This is a genomic window from Pantoea sp. VS1 (assembly GCF_002207995.1).
Taxonomy (GTDB): domain Bacteria; phylum Pseudomonadota; class Gammaproteobacteria; order Enterobacterales; family Enterobacteriaceae; genus Pantoea; species Pantoea dispersa.
Genome location: NZ_NHZE01000013.1, coordinates 103,934 through 118,781 on the forward strand (window position 1 = coordinate 103,934; position 14,848 = coordinate 118,781).

General features: G+C 55.8%; 19 protein-coding genes. 10 read left to right on the forward strand and 9 right to left on the reverse strand.

Going from position 1 to position 14,848, the window contains the following annotated elements; genetic code table 11:
• Positions 1-164: 164 nt before the first annotated feature.
• Entirely contained in the window at positions 165-1,244 is a 1,080-nt protein-coding gene (locus CBW22_RS06445; protein WP_088516271.1) for an FAD-dependent oxidoreductase, read from the reverse strand.
• A 76-nt stretch (positions 1,245-1,320) separates the two neighbouring features.
• Here CBW22_RS06445 and CBW22_RS06450 point away from each other — a divergent pair, with 76 nt between their 5' ends.
• The gene (locus tag CBW22_RS06450; protein WP_088516272.1) at positions 1,321-1,776 is read left to right on the forward strand and encodes a MarR family winged helix-turn-helix transcriptional regulator; all 456 of its coding nucleotides are present in this window, start codon (positions 1,321-1,323) and stop codon (positions 1,774-1,776) included.
• A 239-nt stretch (positions 1,777-2,015) separates the two neighbouring features.
• A complete protein-coding gene (locus tag CBW22_RS06455; protein ID WP_441339109.1) occupies positions 2,016-2,756 on the forward strand; it encodes a BPL-N domain-containing protein in 741 nt (246 codons plus the stop codon).
• Between the two features lie 23 nt (positions 2,757-2,779).
• Here the strand turns inward: CBW22_RS06455 and CBW22_RS06460 are convergent, their stop codons facing one another.
• Entirely contained in the window at positions 2,780-3,355 is a 576-nt protein-coding gene (locus CBW22_RS06460; protein WP_168926246.1) for a TetR/AcrR family transcriptional regulator, read from the reverse strand.
• Between the two features lie 341 nt (positions 3,356-3,696).
• Here CBW22_RS06460 and CBW22_RS06465 point away from each other — a divergent pair, with 341 nt between their 5' ends.
• The gene (locus tag CBW22_RS06465; protein ID WP_254919479.1) at positions 3,697-5,160 is read left to right on the forward strand and encodes a sugar porter family MFS transporter; all 1,464 of its coding nucleotides are present in this window, start codon (positions 3,697-3,699) and stop codon (positions 5,158-5,160) included.
• Between the two features lie 200 nt (positions 5,161-5,360).
• The gene (locus CBW22_RS06470) at positions 5,361-5,621 is read left to right on the forward strand and encodes a hypothetical protein (RefSeq protein ID WP_088516482.1); all 261 of its coding nucleotides are present in this window, start codon (positions 5,361-5,363) and stop codon (positions 5,619-5,621) included.
• Between the two features lie 220 nt (positions 5,622-5,841).
• Here CBW22_RS06470 and CBW22_RS06475 read toward each other — a convergent pair whose 3' ends face one another.
• Positions 5,842-6,081 (reverse strand): biofilm development regulator YmgB/AriR family protein, encoded by a 240-nt coding sequence (locus tag CBW22_RS06475; RefSeq protein ID WP_058775260.1) that lies wholly within the window; start codon positions 6,079-6,081, stop codon positions 5,842-5,844.
• Between the two features lie 312 nt (positions 6,082-6,393).
• Between CBW22_RS06475 and ycgZ the strand changes: the two genes are divergently transcribed.
• The 3 genes from ycgZ to CBW22_RS06490 all read left to right on the forward strand — a co-directional run bounded on the left by ycgZ (position 6,394) and on the right by CBW22_RS06490 (position 7,406).
• On the forward strand, positions 6,394-6,636 hold the full coding sequence (ycgZ, locus tag CBW22_RS06480; protein WP_021508613.1) for a regulatory protein YcgZ: 243 nt from the start codon (positions 6,394-6,396) through the stop codon (positions 6,634-6,636).
• Positions 6,637-6,735: 99 nt separating this feature from the next.
• On the forward strand, positions 6,736-7,005 hold the full coding sequence (locus CBW22_RS06485; protein ID WP_058757918.1) for a hypothetical protein: 270 nt from the start codon (positions 6,736-6,738) through the stop codon (positions 7,003-7,005).
• A gap of 134 nt (positions 7,006-7,139) precedes the next feature.
• Complete coding sequence (locus CBW22_RS06490) at positions 7,140-7,406, forward strand: biofilm development regulator YmgB/AriR family protein (RefSeq protein WP_088516274.1); 267 nt, start codon at positions 7,140-7,142, stop codon at positions 7,404-7,406.
• 32 nt (positions 7,407-7,438) lie between these two features.
• On the opposite strand, the gene CBW22_RS06495 is transcribed toward CBW22_RS06490, so the two are convergent.
• The 5 genes from CBW22_RS06495 to CBW22_RS06515 form a co-directional block, all read right to left on the reverse strand.
• Entirely contained in the window at positions 7,439-7,636 is a 198-nt protein-coding gene (locus tag CBW22_RS06495) for a hypothetical protein (RefSeq protein WP_021508610.1), read from the reverse strand.
• A gap of 80 nt (positions 7,637-7,716) precedes the next feature.
• Positions 7,717-7,977, reverse strand: a complete 261-nt coding sequence (locus CBW22_RS06500; protein ID WP_021508609.1) for a hypothetical protein — start codon at positions 7,975-7,977, stop codon at positions 7,717-7,719.
• A gap of 180 nt (positions 7,978-8,157) precedes the next feature.
• Positions 8,158-8,439, reverse strand: a complete 282-nt coding sequence (locus tag CBW22_RS06505) for a hypothetical protein (RefSeq protein ID WP_088516275.1) — start codon at positions 8,437-8,439, stop codon at positions 8,158-8,160.
• 66 nt (positions 8,440-8,505) lie between these two features.
• Positions 8,506-9,666, reverse strand: coding sequence for a diguanylate phosphodiesterase (locus CBW22_RS06510; protein WP_088516276.1), 1,161 nt, complete (start codon positions 9,664-9,666; stop codon positions 8,506-8,508).
• A 270-nt stretch (positions 9,667-9,936) separates the two neighbouring features.
• Positions 9,937-11,040 carry an AI-2E family transporter gene (locus tag CBW22_RS06515; RefSeq protein ID WP_058769423.1) on the reverse strand — a complete coding sequence of 368 codons (1,104 nt, stop codon included), beginning with the start codon at positions 11,038-11,040 and terminating at the stop codon, positions 9,937-9,939.
• A gap of 192 nt (positions 11,041-11,232) precedes the next feature.
• Here CBW22_RS06515 and CBW22_RS06520 point away from each other — a divergent pair, with 192 nt between their 5' ends.
• The 3 genes from CBW22_RS06520 (at position 11,233) to CBW22_RS06530 (ending at position 13,650) form a co-directional block, all read left to right on the forward strand.
• Positions 11,233-11,472 (forward strand): DUF1272 domain-containing protein, encoded by a 240-nt coding sequence (locus tag CBW22_RS06520; RefSeq protein WP_010615634.1) that lies wholly within the window; start codon positions 11,233-11,235, stop codon positions 11,470-11,472.
• A gap of 779 nt (positions 11,473-12,251) precedes the next feature.
• The gene (locus tag CBW22_RS06525; protein ID WP_088516277.1) at positions 12,252-12,713 is read left to right on the forward strand and encodes an RcnB family protein; all 462 of its coding nucleotides are present in this window, start codon (positions 12,252-12,254) and stop codon (positions 12,711-12,713) included.
• 109 nt (positions 12,714-12,822) lie between these two features.
• Entirely contained in the window at positions 12,823-13,650 is an 828-nt protein-coding gene (locus CBW22_RS06530) for a Cof-type HAD-IIB family hydrolase (protein ID WP_021508604.1), read from the forward strand.
• A gap of 34 nt (positions 13,651-13,684) precedes the next feature.
• Here CBW22_RS06530 and CBW22_RS06535 read toward each other — a convergent pair whose 3' ends face one another.
• Positions 13,685-14,830, reverse strand: coding sequence for an iron-containing alcohol dehydrogenase (locus CBW22_RS06535; RefSeq protein WP_058758044.1), 1,146 nt, complete (start codon positions 14,828-14,830; stop codon positions 13,685-13,687).
• Positions 14,831-14,848: the final 18 nt, after the last annotated feature.

The following is a 14,848-nucleotide window of genomic DNA, read 5'->3' on the forward strand; positions in this document are numbered from 1 at the left end:
GAAGCATTCATGCGCTACCCAGAGATGATTAATATTTTTATGTTTTTTATGTTACCGGGAAGCGACGATGACAAAAGCGTAATTAAGGGAGTAAAAACCGGCTATCACGCGGGTTAGGCAATAATCCGCGAGTGGGTTGTCTGAACTCATGCTGTCAGATCGGCTCAGGCTTTATCATCGAACCAGTTCTGAAACCCCGCTATTGCATCAGGCATCATGTCGCGTGCGCGTTCCATAATCAGGGTCTCCGCAGAGCGCAGTCCGTTCTGCGGGTGCGAGGCCTCGCACAGTGCCAGAGCCAGGTCTGAAGCATCAAGCATCGCCAGGTTGACTCCCACGCCAACCGGCGGCATCAGGTGAGCGGCATCGCCAATCAGGGTGATGCCCGGCCGTGGTGCCCAGCCAAAATCGGCGGGCAGGCTGTAAATCGGGCGTCTGACATAGTCACCGGTGGCGTTTACCACCAACTGCAGGGAAGCGGCCCAGTCGCGGTAGCTGTCGCGCACCCAGGCGGTGAGGCCGGAGGAGGCTATGTGTTGATCGATGACATCAGGGGCGCGCTTCATCGCCGCATAGACGCAAATCCTCCCGCCGCCGTTGCGTTGCGTGACCAGCGCCTGCGCACCGCCAAAGCTGAACGCGGTCCCGTTGCCGGCAATGCTGTTGATTTGGTCGGACGGGTGATCTATCCAGCCTTCGAAAAAGGTAATGCCGGTATAAACCGGACGTACCGGCGTCAGATAACGGCGGACCCGCGACCAGGCACCGTCTGCACCAATCACGATATCGGCTTCGTAGCGTCTGCCGTTTCTGAACACCAGCCCGTGCGCCTTTTGCTGGCCATAGTCAACGTAATGCAGTTTGTGATTCCACTGCAGGGTCTGCGGTAACAGGGCGCTCAGCAGCAGGTTTTTCAACTCACCGCGATCGATCTCCGGTTTATCCATTTCACCTTCCGGCGTGAATCTGTCGACCTCAATGTCTCCGGTAAGGTAATTCAGCATCCGGCTTTCCTGATCCTCATGCCTGGCGATACTGATGAACTGCTCCAGCAGGCCCGCTCTGCGCAGTGCCGCCTGGCCGCTGTCAGCATGCAAATCAAGCGAACCGCCCTGACTCCGCGCAGCATCCGTCGGCTCATCCTCAAACACCGTTACGTTAAAACCGTGGCGCTGAAGAATCACGGCCGCCGTGAGGCCTGCCGGGCCGCCGCCCACGATAGCGATAGTCAGTTTGTCCGACATGTCTGTTCTTCCCCGATGTAAAGCGGATACTGTATAATCACAAAGTTGACATATCAACTACGCGACGGGATAAATAATGGGCAGCACAGAGATTTCAGACGTAGAGTGGCAGGCATGGCGCGGATATCGCCGGCTTGCTGAAATCATCACCGGACGCATTGTCAGAGAGATCAATGAGGCGACCGGGTTGTCCGGCCCGGATTTCATGATCCTGATGGAAATCAACCGCAGTCCGCAGGGCGTACTGCTGCAGCGTGAGCTGCTGGAATACCTTGAATGGGACAAGTCGCGGCTATCGCACCAGCTTTCACGTATGGCCGCCCGGGATCTGGTACAGCGCAGCCGCGCGACTCGCGCAGGGATTTCAGTCCGCATGACAGAGGCCGGGAGCCAGCTGCTCGCCACCGCGCGGCCGATACATGCTGCGGGCGTGCGGCGAAATTTCCTCGATTTGCTGACGCCGGAAGACATCGAAGGGCTGATCGCCATCACCGGGCGGTTACGGCAGTCAGCCAGCGGTTTTATCGAATAATTCCCGGCCGATCAGCTTCAGACACTCCTTCTGCAACCGGCACAATCGCGGCAACCGTTGAAGGGATTATGTGAAAGAGTAATTAAAACAGAGGCTTGTATTTTTCGCGCTGTCAGGCTGTTGACAGCTTCTTCAGGCTAGCTCTAAATTGAGCAGTCGCTCTAATTTTGAGCCTGGTCCAGCCGCTGATGGTGAAAACAATGTTACTGAGAGCCTCTTCCTGTTTCTGGCGTTATCTGATGAAGAACCTTCTGACGTATGCTGCCATTTTGCTTGCCGGCGGGTTAGCCACCGTGAATATGGCCAGTGCCGCCGTCACCCATGTCGCTATCTATCGCGGCGGTGCCGGCTGTCCGGGCTGCTCCGAAATGGTCCGTAAATCGCTGGAACAGAGCGGTCTGCCGCTGGACATCGCGTATGTCGGAGAGCAGGAAAAAATAAAGGTCACGCAGGATAATCTCGCCACTTTTGATGTGTACATCCAGCCCGGAGGCGGGCAGGACATCCCCGGCGCCTTTGCTGCGCTGGGCGACGAAGGGGCTGAGGCCATACGTAAATTTGTCCGCAATGGAAAAAGCTTTCTCGGATTGTGCATGGGCGCGTATCTGGCCGATGAAAACTGGCTGGGGCTGATCCCCTCATCGCTGGACTCTGAAGTCATGCGCAAGGGGACTAACATACCCGACGAGGGCGATTACGTTGTCGATGTTGTCTGGCAGGGTAAAACCGAAAAATTTTATTATCAGGATGGTCCTTACCTGAATGCCGAAGACGCGCACGGCTTTGTCGCTCTGGCGCGCTATGCCAACGGTGATATCGCGCTGGCGAAATATACTTACGGTAAAGGCACGGTGCTCCTGAGCGGACCGCATCCGGAAGCGGATGAAAGCTGGATGGCGCCGGAGAAAAACAATCCGGCCTACACCTCAGCCGGCAGCAAGATGGCCAGGCTGTTTAATGATTTAAAGCCCGGGAGGTAAGCGGCTATGTGGAAAAATCCCTGCTAGCGACAAAGTTTCTGCAAGGCGGCCATTATCTCAAGAAAAAAATGTGTCCGCTTATCCGCAGAGTAGTTAAGAATAAGCGCGCTTGAGTAACCGTCAATCAGGGCGTGAAGATTACGCGCCACCTCGTCTTTACCTGCTTCGCTGAGGTGGCTAAATGCCTGGCCGGATAAGCCCTGACGGATGATCGCCGTCCACGTCTGAGTACTGGAGAGCAGCAGCTGCTCAAATTGCTTATCCCTTGCCGCCAGCGGCCACAACTCGAGGTAGATCAACCAGTGAGAAGCCGGCCCGTCTGGCAGGAGATAATCCACCAGCGCACGAAAAAAGGCGTCATGCTGTGAATCATCCCTCTTTTCGCTCTCTACAGAGAAAGCGGCAACGTCCTCATCCAGCATGAAAGCAATCGAGTCCAGCCTCAGCGCATCCCAGTTTTTGAAATAGTGGTAGATATGGCTGCGGGATATGCCCAGCGTATTGGTCAGATCGCGGGTTGAAACATTGTTGAAGCCGCGCTCCCGAAAAAGCTGCAGCGCCGCGAGAATGATATTTTTCTTAACCGTTTCTTTTTTCACGTTCAACCTTAAAAGACACCGTTGTCCTGAACGTTAATTCAGCAACCTGTCGCCGGACCTGCCTTTCTGCGTTACGCCTTAGCGTGTTTCTCTTTAACCAGCCAGCGTACCTTAGCAGAAAATTTTCCCCCTGTCGGGGGCGGGATTTCAGCAGGCCAGCCAGGATTTGAGCGCAGTGCGAGCGCGCGGCTGCGGCGCAAACATGCGCTGTGCTGTCAGGGCGGTGCAGAATTTTATTCAGTCGCCATCCGGTAAAATCGTGACCGGCCTCACACTTTCTCGTTTCTGACTATACTCAAACCTCCTTTTTATCCCGTCATTGACCAGGTCTTGAATCACCCATGGACGATAGCAAGCACAATCCTTCGCAGTCTCAATCCGATGATAGCGGCAGCCTGACGTTTACTGTTCAGCAGCGCCTGTTTTTTGTGGTGTTAGTCGCCACGATGGGCGCGCTCGCGTTTGGCTACGACACCGGCATTATTTCCGGCGCGCTGCCCTACATGACGCTGCCCGCCGCGCAGGGCGGTCTCGATCTCACGCCATTTACCGAAGGGCTGGTGACCTCTGCGCTCACCTTTGGCTCCGCGCTCGGCGCGTTCATCAGCGGTTATGTCTCGGACCGCTTTGGTCGCCGTATCACGTTACGCAGCCTTGCCCTGTTGTTCATTGCCGGGGCGTTAGGCACCACGGTTGCGCCGAATCTGGAAATCATGGTGGTGATGCGCTTTATTCTGGGGTTTGCGGTGGGCGGCGGATCGTCAACGGTTCCGGTCTTTATCGCTGAAATTGCCGGGCCTAAGCGCCGGGCACCGCTGGTCAGCCGCAACGAACTGATGATTGTGTCAGGGCAACTGCTGGCTTATGTCGTCAGCGCCGCCATGAGTTTGTTACTGCACGATCCGGGCATGTGGCGCTATATGCTGTCGCTGGCGATGATCCCCGGCATTCTGCTGTTTATTGGCACCTTTTTTGTCCCGGCCTCACCGCACTGGATGGTGGCGGAAGGGCGCTTTAATGAGGCGCTGCGTATCCTGCGCAAACTGCGGGAAAATCCGCGCGAGATTAAAAAAGAGATGGCAGAGATGCGGCAGAATGCCCGCGAAGCCCGTCAGGGGCCACCCGCGCGCGAACTGTTAAAAGAAAAATGGATTGTGCGTCTGCTGCTGCTGGGCTGCGGCATGGGCATCGTCGCGCAGTTTACCGGCGTCAACGCCTTCATGTATTACACGCCAGTCATTCTGAAAAGTACCGGGCTGGGCACCAGTGCTTCGATTGCGGCTACCATCGGCAACGGGGTGGTATCGGTACTGGCCACCTTTGCCGGCATTAAAGCCATCAGCCATTTCGGCCGGCGCCCGATGCTGATGACCGGGCTGTCGGTGGTGATTGCGATGCAGCTGGCGCTGGGCGCGGTGCTGGTTCTCATGCCACAAAGCCTGACGCAAAGCCTGCTGGCGCTGGCGTGTATTCTGGTGTTTCTGTTCTTTATGCAGATGTGCATTTCCCCGGTTTACTGGCTGCTGATGTCGGAGTTGTTTCCGATGAAAGTTCGCGGGGTATTAACCGGTTCAGCGGTAGCATTTCAGTGGATATGCAACGCCGTGGTGGCGCTGGCGTTTCCGCCTTTGCTGTCGCTAGTGGGTAATAAGGCGTTCTTTATCTTTGCCGCAATCAACGTAGCTTCCCTGGTGTTTATCGCGGTGATGTTGCCGGAAACCCGGGGGAAATCACTGGAAGAAATTGAATCCCACATGCGCGAGCATTTTGGTGAACCTGCGGATCAAGCCGCGTCATCAGGCTGAATCGTCGTCATGCTGAGGCAGGTTGCGCCAGCGCCTGCCGCCAGAAACCTTTGTCGCGGCACCCGCCGCGGCATTTTTTTATGCTCGCTAAAATCAATCCTGTTACAGGCTTCATTTCAGAACTTACCTGCACCGGTTCGCTCAATAGGGTCTACAGTGTGACGTGAGGTCCTCATCAACGTGAAATGGAGGAAGTAAATTTGTCTATTCAACACGACGGGAAAGGGCACGTCATTATTGGCGAAGCGGCACTAAGCCTGGCTTTGGGCAAAAAGAAGATCAGCGTTAATACGCTTATCGACGAGCTCAGACACATGAAACGCGCTGGCGGCAGCGACACACGCCTGTCCGCGATTTCAGAGGCGATCGGCTGGCTCAGAAGCTTTGATGAGCCTGAGCAGGCCGCGATCCATGTGCCGTACCTGCAGACGCTTGCAGGCCTGAACGACAAGAAGAACTGACGCCATAAGACGTAGTCCGGCTCTGGCCGGAAGACGACAACGTAGATGACCTCATCGGACGCGCGTTAGCGTGTACCGGCCGGAGAAAACTGTCAGGGATGACGTCTTCACCACCATCAAACCTCGTATTAACGATTATTGGCAACGCGGCATGTGGCAACGGATGCGGGTTTAGCGTCTGATGTGCAACGTGCTGAAGGTGAGCGGATGAAACAAACGATCAGCGACCAAACAGCATCGCCAGCAGGGATCGCGCCTGTTCCGCTTCGATGTCATCGTCCGTGTCATTGATGTGCCCGATAAGCTTGAGGCAGATCGCGGTGCGCGTCAGCCGACGTTCCTGACGCAAAATTTCAACGGTGATGCGTCCCAGTAGCGCAATCTGACGGGGATCGGTGACCTGACTGAAGTAACCGGCTAGTCCGGTATTGTGACAAGGCGGCAGCCCGTTGTTTCTCATTTGTCCACCTGCAGCACACGATCATCTTGTAGGGCGCAAAGTAACCGATACGATATCGTCTGTACAGCAACAATCCTCTCCCCGTGTCAGGTAATCAGCGGGTTGTCCAAACCGATACCGTTTTTCCTGCCGCTGAACCCACCCCTTACGCCGATTATTTCAGTACGTAAGCCCCTGAGATTAAGGTGTTAGCATTTTTTGCACAAGAACGTAGCTAATAAAGAAACAGTATTGCTGTACAAGTTTTATTTCTTTGTATAAGTTTACGCACAGAGAGAAGCGACGGTATTTTAACCATTCGAGGGGTTCATCATGCGTCAGAATGTTGCAAAATTTCCAGACAGCGCCAGTGAGATTGCCCGCTATTTCAGCAGAGCGACAGCACCTACTCAGCAGGAAACGCTGGGGCAGATTGTCGTTGAGATCCTGCGCGCAGGAAAAAACCTCAACCGTAAGGCGATCTGCACCAAACTGCTGAGACGCCTTGAGGTCGCGGCAAATTATGAAGAAGAGCGTCATTACCAGACGCTGATTGGCATGCTGTTTGAACGCTGATACGAAAAGGGATAATCGGTGGTACCTGCAGCATGCGCTTTATGACCCGGGAAGGGTCAGCCACTTGTCCGAAAGGGCACAGTCCCGCAGGGGGTGGGCATGCAGAGAAGTCAAATTGAACGTTTAACCGAAATCGTTCTGGGCGAGGCGGTGGTCAGGCTGCTCGATAATAATGAACGAATCAATGTGGCGACCGTTTCAGCCCGGCTCCGGTCAATGGCCGCAGAGGAATTTAATCCCGACCGTCTGGAGGCTATCAGGATCGCCATCAGGGAACTGCAGATGCAGTCAGCAGCCCGGGAAATTCGTGAAAAGCCGATGGCTGCTCTGGGCGGGATGTCACAACCCAGGGCTGGTAAAAAGCATTAATGACAGGGACGATACGATCTCGTGATTAACCGGAGTGTGGCAGGACGCCCGGCATAACACGGCCATCTCAGGATGGCCGATTTTTTTGGCGACCACCGGGCTGTCAGCAGCGCCCGGTTTACGGATAACCACACATGCAAACCAACGAACACGCATTCAGCGCGGAAGCAGCCCTTATTCACCATTTTCGCAGCGGCGGTGAGCGCTATGCGGCCGAAGCCGCGGCACTGGATGCCGTGATTCGCGACATCGTCATCCATGGCCAAAAAGTGACGAGCAAAACCATCATCCTGTATCTCATCTCAGAGCTTGAGATGACCACCGATATTGTCAAACTGGATGTACTGCGCAACGTGCTTGAAATCGTGGTCGGCAGAACGCCGGATGATGAAGGGTTCTGAAAAGGGTAGTAAGCCGGAGCAGTAGATTAAGCTTAGTGCATCTGCTTCACAAGCATACTGATGGCGTTTAAACAGGCCTGCCGCAATTCATCTTCGCTTGCCGTTTCGCCAAGATGATGCAGTGCATGGGTAATGTCCTGAAGTGTCAGGTGCTGGTCCGGCTTAAGAAGGCGCGCCACAACCGTTCCAATAACGGCGTAGATATCTTCGGCGGTAGTGTCATCGCTCAAATGACCTCCATCCGTTGGTGGATAAGCATACAGTATAGCAGAAACCACAGCGTCAGGCGCGGCAGATTGTCAGGCAGCGATCAGTGCAGCTTGCCGGAAAAAGAAAAATGCCCGGCAGTGAACGCCTCTTTCTTCACCGCGCTCATCTCCATTTCCCGTCTGACGTCCTCAATGACACGCAGCACAGCACGAATGCGGTCACTGTCTGTTTCGCGGTCAAGCATCGCCTGCAGCCTGTCGTTGAGGGCCGCCCAGCTTATGGCGACGTTATCATCGAGTAACGCCGTTACGGCTTCTCCGATGATGATATCCGCCATTTTATCGTCAAAATTGTTTTTCATCAGTCTGTCCGGCTGCGGTTAAGGCAATGAGCTTACCACAGGAATCTCACCCGGACACATTGAGCACATCAAACTCCGCTAAAAGATGCCGGACGCGGGTTATCGGCGCAATGATCAGCATATTGCGTTGCCGGCGTTGCAAAGAGGATGACATTTGCGTTCGCACCGGGCATCACGGTGCTACTTTCTGACGGGTTCCGCGGCTTCAGCGCGCCCGCTGACCTCTGAAGCCGCCTGATCCAGACGATAAAGTAAAGTGTCGCCGCGTTCGCAGTAACGCGCCGGCCAGATCATCGCCCCGTTACCGTCCTCCACGTACTTCACACCCAGTGCCTCCACCACAGCCCATGGCTGCGCCAGCGCACTGCGGTACCGAAGTAACTCGCGCGCCATGGAAACCGCCTCCGGTTCGTTCTCCTCCGGATGGCTGGATATAAACTGCAGTCGGGCATCGCTCAGCATTGTCTTCTCCTGTGAGCCTGACGTTTTATCTCTTCAGAGGTTCTGCGTCGTCAGGCTTAACCGCTTTCAGATCGCCTCGCGGCTCTCAGGCCATGCCACGGCGCCGCCCTCAGGCGTAAACAGGCTGCCCTGGAAATCGATGATCCCGGCCGCCTCCAGCCACATCCACTCCTCGGGACGCTCAATGCCGGCCGCAATGACGTTGATTTCCAGCGCCGAACAACAGCGGATGACCGCCTGCATCACCGCCTGCTTCGGGCCGCTACGGTGAATATCACGAACAATATTCGCGCCGATACGTACCCGGTCAGGCTGGACGTGCGCCAGTAAAGAGAGACCGGCCGAGCCGTCGCCGAAGTTATCAATTGAAAGGCTGATGCCTGCCTCTTTCAGCTGTCTGACCGCCGTGGAAAAGTCTTCGAGCCGGGAGATGACTTCCGTTTCGCTCACGCCAAGAATGATTTGCTGCGGCACCAGCTCCGCCTGCGCGATGGCGCTGACCAGCTGACTTACCGCATCGGGAAGATAAACCAGCGTCATCGGCAGGATACTGATATACAGCGTCATGCCATCGGGACAGGCCTGGCCGGCTTTATGCAGTGCGTCTGTCAACACGTTGAGGTCATGAGTGTAACGCTCATGTTCCCCGAGTCCGGCGGGTTGCGCGTGTGGAATCGCCTCAATGGCCGTCACTTCACGGCCGAGGGGATCAACCACAGGGCGGAAAGTGACGCCACTGGCCGGCGCGGGAGATTGTCCTTCCGCGGGGATGAACTCCCAGTAATCCGCTGGTGGCACTTCAAAGTAGTTCTCTTTTTCACGCGCTTCGACAAAGGTTCTGAGGAACTGTAGCCCGCGATCGTCATAGGTCAGCTGATATTTCGACGTGCCGCGATCAAGCACCGCCTGCAGCACACTGCCGCTGTGGTGAGTACGCAAATCGAACAGCTCCATGCCGGCATTACCGAAACGCCGCGAAGGGGAGTAGTCGCGCATCAGCTCGACCACATTGTGATGACGCCGGTCGGCACAGATGCGGGCGTAGATTGCCAGAACGCCGTGCTCTGGTCCTTCCAGGATTTGAAAAAAGTGCGTGCCGTTAAACAGCAGGATGCCGGTAACATGATGCTCAGCATTGAGCAGACTCGCTTTTGCCACCATCTCCGGCAGGATATTGACGGGAACATCTTCAGAGATGTGGCTGCGGTAAATTATTGTTGTAAGCATTATACGCTCCAGATTGTCGCGATTGTCCTCTGACACCTTAGCAGCATGGGTTAAATTGTGAAACGTCCGGGCTGAGCGCTGACTGAGCCCGGTAAAAGGATGAAGGCAGGAGGGAAAGATCAGTAAAGGCGCAGACAGCGTTGCGTGCGAGACAGCCTGGCGGCTGCGCTGAAAAGACAAGCGGCGCTTAAAGCGCCGCTTCGGATGAGCCTGCCTGTGAGTGATAGTAGCCCGACAGCAGGTTTTTAACTGTTGTAGCGCTGCTTATCGTTACTCGCGGGTTTTACCCTCTTCGATAAACTCTTCGTCGATCTCTTCGACGTTTTCCCGGTTGTCGCGGCCGGAGAGCAGATTCCAGCAGGCGATGAACAGTGCAGCGATCAAGGGACCAATCACGAAGCCGTTGATGCCGTACACTTCCATGCCGCCCAGCGTGGCAATCAGGATCAGGTAATCCGGCATTTTGGTATCTTTGCCGACCAGCAGCGGGCGCAGGATGTTATCCACCAGCCCGACCACGATGACGAAGAAGCCCACCAGGAACAGGCCTTTCCACAGCGCACCGGTGGCGAAGAAGAAGATGGCCGCTGGCACCCAGACGATGGCCGAGCCGACCGCCGGAATCAGCGACAGGAACGCCATCAGCGCGCCCCACAGCAGGCTGCCGTCGATGTCGGTGATCCAGAAGGCAAATCCACCAAGCACCCCCTGAACCACGGCTACCACCACGGTGCCTTTGACCGTCGCGCGCGATACGGCGGCAAATTTCATCAGCAGATGGTGCTTAACATAGGTGGAGAGCGGCAGCGCTTCGAGAATCAGCCCGACCAGCCAGGCGCCGTCTTTCAACAGGAAAAACAGCAGATAAAGCATCACGCCAAAGCCCACGGTGAAGGTGAAGGTCCCTTTACCGATCAGGAACACGCTGCCCGCCATGTATTGTCCGCCCTTCAGCGCAAATCCGGAGAGTTTTTGCTGAATCTGTGCGGCATTGTTCAGATCGTGATCCGCCAGCCAGGTTTGTGCCCACTCCGGCAGATGCTGCAGCAGCGAGGCAAACACCGTCGGGAACTGCGCGGAATTGGTTTGCAGCTTGGTGTACACCGTATTGATCTCGACCACCAGCGACGAGGTGATGATCGCCAGCGGCGTGAACACGATCAGGCAGATAATCAGTAAGGTCACAAAAGAGGCCAACCCGTTGCGGTCGCCCATTTTGCGCCGCAGCAGTGACTTCAGTGGTGCAAAGATCACCGCCAGAATCGCCGCCCACAAAATGGCGGAGAAATAGGGCGCCAGCACATCAAAAAAGGCGATCGTGACAATCGCCAGAATCACTATAAAGAAACCGATATTTAACCCTTTAACACGCATGCAAAAGCCTCGCAGATAAACGTAGCGAATGAACTATAGAACGGCTTTTGCGGAATGTAATGTTTTTAGCGCGCAAGGCAAGGCGTGCAGGATGAAAAGCTGTCCCGATCTGTCCGCGCGATGTCCGCTCACAGGCTGGCGCGCCGGGGCGGCGGCGGCGATGATAGCCCTGAACCCTGACAGGAGAGTGCCATGCTGGAATTACGTCCTAACTGTGAATGCTGCGATAAAGATCTGCCGCCGGCCTCGCCTGATGCGCGCATCTGCTCGTTTGAGTGCACGTTTTGCGTTGACTGCGCGGAAGGCGTGCTGGCGCAGCGCTGCCCGAATTGTGCGGGTGAACTGGTGCGGCGGCCGATACGTCCGGCGCAGGCGCTGCTGCGCCATCCGGCTGCAACTCAGCGATATCCGGTTTCTGCGCCACCCCGCTAAATTCGCCAGCGCAATTGGATTAACAGCCGGCGCATAATTATTGTGCGCCCGCTTGCTGGTTATTTAACCTTACGCTTCAGCGCAGTGAAAAATTAGCGTTATATTAATCACGCACATCGATTAATTGCCAGGACTGCAATAGGGCTCTCGTTATCAATGAAATGTGACGGCCAGCTATTTTGCCGGTCGGCTTAAATTACGGCATAACTAAAAAATGGTATGACTTGATTTTAAGCGTTTAAATTCAATGAATTGTGATTTTGTGGCGGTATTTTAGACGGGCTGGCTATATTTCTTAACGACAGCTGGTCAGAGCACGGACCTTATTTCCTTTCACGTTATGTACCTTTGGTGGTTATTTTCGCTGCCATGAATATTTTTACGGTTTTTTCTGAAAATAGAAGTTTTCTGAAAGTATTTTGCCCTGATGAATGTTATTCTTTCCGGGCAATGCTAGTGATGTGGCGTTGTGTGCTTCAGTTTTACCCTCTTTTTAGCAGGGTTTCCCCGCTTTATGCTTTTTATGGAAATAGCATTGTCCGCCCGATCCCCGCGATCGGGTTTTCTTTATTCCCGCTGAATTAACTGCTTATTTCCCTGCCAGCCTTATCGTGCCACGCCACCATAAATTCTCCACAATCGTTAAGAAAGCGCTAACCTGGCGTAATGTATTGTAAGTCTACGATTTTTAAGACTTTTGGAAATGCTGTTTTAGCTTTGTTTAGGCAATAGTAAGCCTCAACGGCGTGCAGACTGCCGTTATCCCTGGAGGTAACACCATGAAAAAAACAACACTTACGATTATTGCGTCATTTATTGCATGCAGCACACTGTTTTCCAGCGTCTCCTGGGCCGACGGTCCCGGTGACCCTCGCTGGGACCCGCACGGCGGCGACCGCCATCAGGATCGCGGCCCGGGTCCCGATCATCATGACCGTCGTGACTTTGGCCACGATCGCGGCCCGGGCCCGGATCGTCACGATCACTATGCTGACCACCGTATGCCGGAGGGACATCGTGGCGGCGATCGCTTTGTTTGGCGCGGTCATGATTTTCGCCGTGGTTATCCGGCACCGCCAGAGTTTCGCGGTCCACACTATCGCGTCGATGACTGGCGGGCACGCGGTCTGTATGAGCCGCCGCGCGGCGAGCACTGGGCCTTTATCGACGGAAATTATGTGTTAGTGGCGGCCGCGACCGGCATTATCACCGCCATTTTGCTGAATAACGCATTTAACTAATCCTGCCGCACGGATGGCGACGGCCATCCGTGTTTCTCTCCGCTTTCACCGCTCACCAGGTTATTCTCTGGACAACCCGTTTTTCCTTTCAACGCGTTAAGGAGTCATGATGACCATGGTAAAAATGGTGGCGGTGGATATGGACGGCACCTTTCTCGACGATAAAAAACAGTACAACCGGGCACGTTTTCAGGCCTGCTATCAGGAGATGACGCGGCGCGGCATCAAATTTGTGGTCGCCAGCGGTAATCAGTATTACCAGCTCAAATCCTTCTTTCCCGACATCGCCAGTGAGATCGCCTTTGTCGCCGAAAATGGCGCGTGGATCCTCGATAGGGATGAGGAGCTGTTCTGCGGCGCGTTCTCGCGTGAGGACGTTAATGCCGTGCTCGATACCCTGCAGCGCGGTAACTATCCCAACCTGAAATACATCCTCTGCGGCCGTAACAGCGCTTATCACTTCAACACCATGGATGAGCAGTGGCTGGTCAAAATGCGTCACTACTGCCATCGCCTCAAGGCGATCGATAGCCTCGCTGACGTGGGCGATGACCGGCTGTTCAAGTTTGCGCTGAACCTGTCCGATGATTATGTCGATATTCTGATGGCTGATATTGAGCGTTTGCATCAGGGCGCGGCGGCGGCGACCTCCAGCGGGCACGGCTCGGTGGATTTGATTGTGCCCGGCTTGCACAAAGCCAACGGTCTGCGCCTGCTGCAGCAGCGCTGGGACATCAGCAGCGATGAGGTGCTGGCGTTTGGCGACGGCGGCAACGATCTGGAGATGCTGGTGCAGTCGCGCTTCAGCTTTGCCATGCAGAATGCGCCGCAGCGGGTCAAAGACGCTGCGCGCTACGGCGCACCGTCTAATAACCAGGAGGGCGTGCTGCAGGTGATTGAGCAGATGCTGGCGGGGGAAGGGCCGTTTGCTGGCTGAATAAGCAACGGGCAGCCTGCGCTGCCCGAAAGGCTCAGACGACGCGCCACGCGGCGGTAATCATCTCCGTGAGCGTGGCGGGATCATAATTGACCCAGCCGTTTTTGCTGTTGGCGCGCGCCACAATCCAGTCGACCTCTTCCGCAGCGAGGGTTGGTCCTTCCAGCCAGAACGGCACGATAGCCTGCTGCTGCAGCCAGGCTTTTAGCGCCAGCGCCGGCGGTGCCGTTTCATCGGGCAGCAGGCGTTCAGCCAGCGCCGCCATCAGCCGCTGCTGTTCGGGGTGCGCGCTCTCCGCCAGTACATCAAGGAACGGGAACAGCAGACGACCGCAGACTTCGCCGTGATGGAACGGTTTAATCGCCCCCAGCTCGCCGGCAATACCGTGGATCACCCCCAAACCGGCGCTGCTCAGGCTGACGCCGCCGAGCCATGATGCCATCATCATGGCTTCACGTGCCGCATCGCCGCGGCTGTCGTCCTGATTGAGGTACGGCCACGCCTGCATGAACAGTTGCAGCCCGTTGAGCGCGTTTTGCTGACTGAACAGGTTGCCCTTGCGTGACAGATAAGCCTCGAACAGGTGGGTAAAGGCATCGATGGCGCAGGTGGCCAGCACGCGATCCGGCGCCCCTTTGAGCAGATCGGGATCGAGAATCGCCACCTGCGGCACAAACACCGGATGGCGCAGCGAGGCCTTCACCTTAATGTGCTGCTGATCGGTTACCACCGCATTCTGCGTGACTTCGCTGCCGGTGCCGGCGGTGGTAGGTATGGCGATCAGCGGCAGCGTGACCGCCTGTACCGGCGTATCGCCCACTTTCTCGAGGTAGCGCGCGATATTCAGCGGATGCTGCATCATGGCGCCAAAGGCTTTGGCCGCATCCAGCACGCTGCCGCCGCCGATGGCGACAACGCGATCGACGTGGCCACGCCAGCGCGTCACCCAGCCATCGATCTCGTCTGGCGAGGCTTCATGGCTGACAATTTCATAGCCCAGAATGTGATCGTTCAGCGTCGCGCCCAGGCGTGCCCACGCCGGACTGTTGAGAAATGAGCGGCCGCAGAACAGCAGCGTGGGCTGCGGATTCGCCGCCAGCAGCGGGACCAGGCGGTCGATGCTGCCACGGCCAAACAGGGTTTGTTGATTACTGTACAGCTCAATCAGATTCTCACTCACCTGCAGATCCTTATCGGT

Bases quoted from the DNA above. Each gene is read 5' to 3' on its own strand.
- CBW22_RS06515 (WP_058769423.1), bottom strand. From the start codon at position 11,040: ATGCGTGTTAAAGGGTTAAATATCGGTTTCTTTATAGTGATTCTGGCG.
- CBW22_RS06510 (WP_088516276.1), bottom strand. From the start codon at position 9,666: ATGCTTACAACAATAATTTACCGCAGCCACATCTCTGAAGATGTTCCC.
- CBW22_RS06445 (WP_088516271.1), bottom strand. From the start codon at position 1,244: ATGTCGGACAAACTGACTATCGCTATCGTGGGCGGCGGCCCGGCAGGC.
- CBW22_RS06505 (WP_088516275.1), bottom strand. From the start codon at position 8,439: ATGCTGAGCGATGCCCGACTGCAGTTTATATCCAGCCATCCGGAGGAG.
- CBW22_RS06455 (WP_441339109.1), top strand. From the start codon at position 2,016: ATGAAGAACCTTCTGACGTATGCTGCCATTTTGCTTGCCGGCGGGTTA.
- ycgZ (WP_021508613.1), top strand. From the start codon at position 6,394: ATGCGTCAGAATGTTGCAAAATTTCCAGACAGCGCCAGTGAGATTGCC.
- CBW22_RS06465 (WP_254919479.1), top strand. From the start codon at position 3,697: ATGGACGATAGCAAGCACAATCCTTCGCAGTCTCAATCCGATGATAGC.
- CBW22_RS06525 (WP_088516277.1), top strand. From the start codon at position 12,252: ATGAAAAAAACAACACTTACGATTATTGCGTCATTTATTGCATGCAGC.
- CBW22_RS06485 (WP_058757918.1), top strand. From the start codon at position 6,736: ATGCAGAGAAGTCAAATTGAACGTTTAACCGAAATCGTTCTGGGCGAG.
- CBW22_RS06500 (WP_021508609.1), bottom strand. From the start codon at position 7,977: ATGAAAAACAATTTTGACGATAAAATGGCGGATATCATCATCGGAGAA.
- CBW22_RS06490 (WP_088516274.1), top strand. From the start codon at position 7,140: ATGCAAACCAACGAACACGCATTCAGCGCGGAAGCAGCCCTTATTCAC.
- CBW22_RS06475 (WP_058775260.1), bottom strand. From the start codon at position 6,081: ATGAGAAACAACGGGCTGCCGCCTTGTCACAATACCGGACTAGCCGGT.
- CBW22_RS06450 (WP_088516272.1), top strand. From the start codon at position 1,321: ATGGGCAGCACAGAGATTTCAGACGTAGAGTGGCAGGCATGGCGCGGA.
- CBW22_RS06530 (WP_021508604.1), top strand. From the start codon at position 12,823: ATGACCATGGTAAAAATGGTGGCGGTGGATATGGACGGCACCTTTCTC.
- CBW22_RS06520 (WP_010615634.1), top strand. From the start codon at position 11,233: ATGCTGGAATTACGTCCTAACTGTGAATGCTGCGATAAAGATCTGCCG.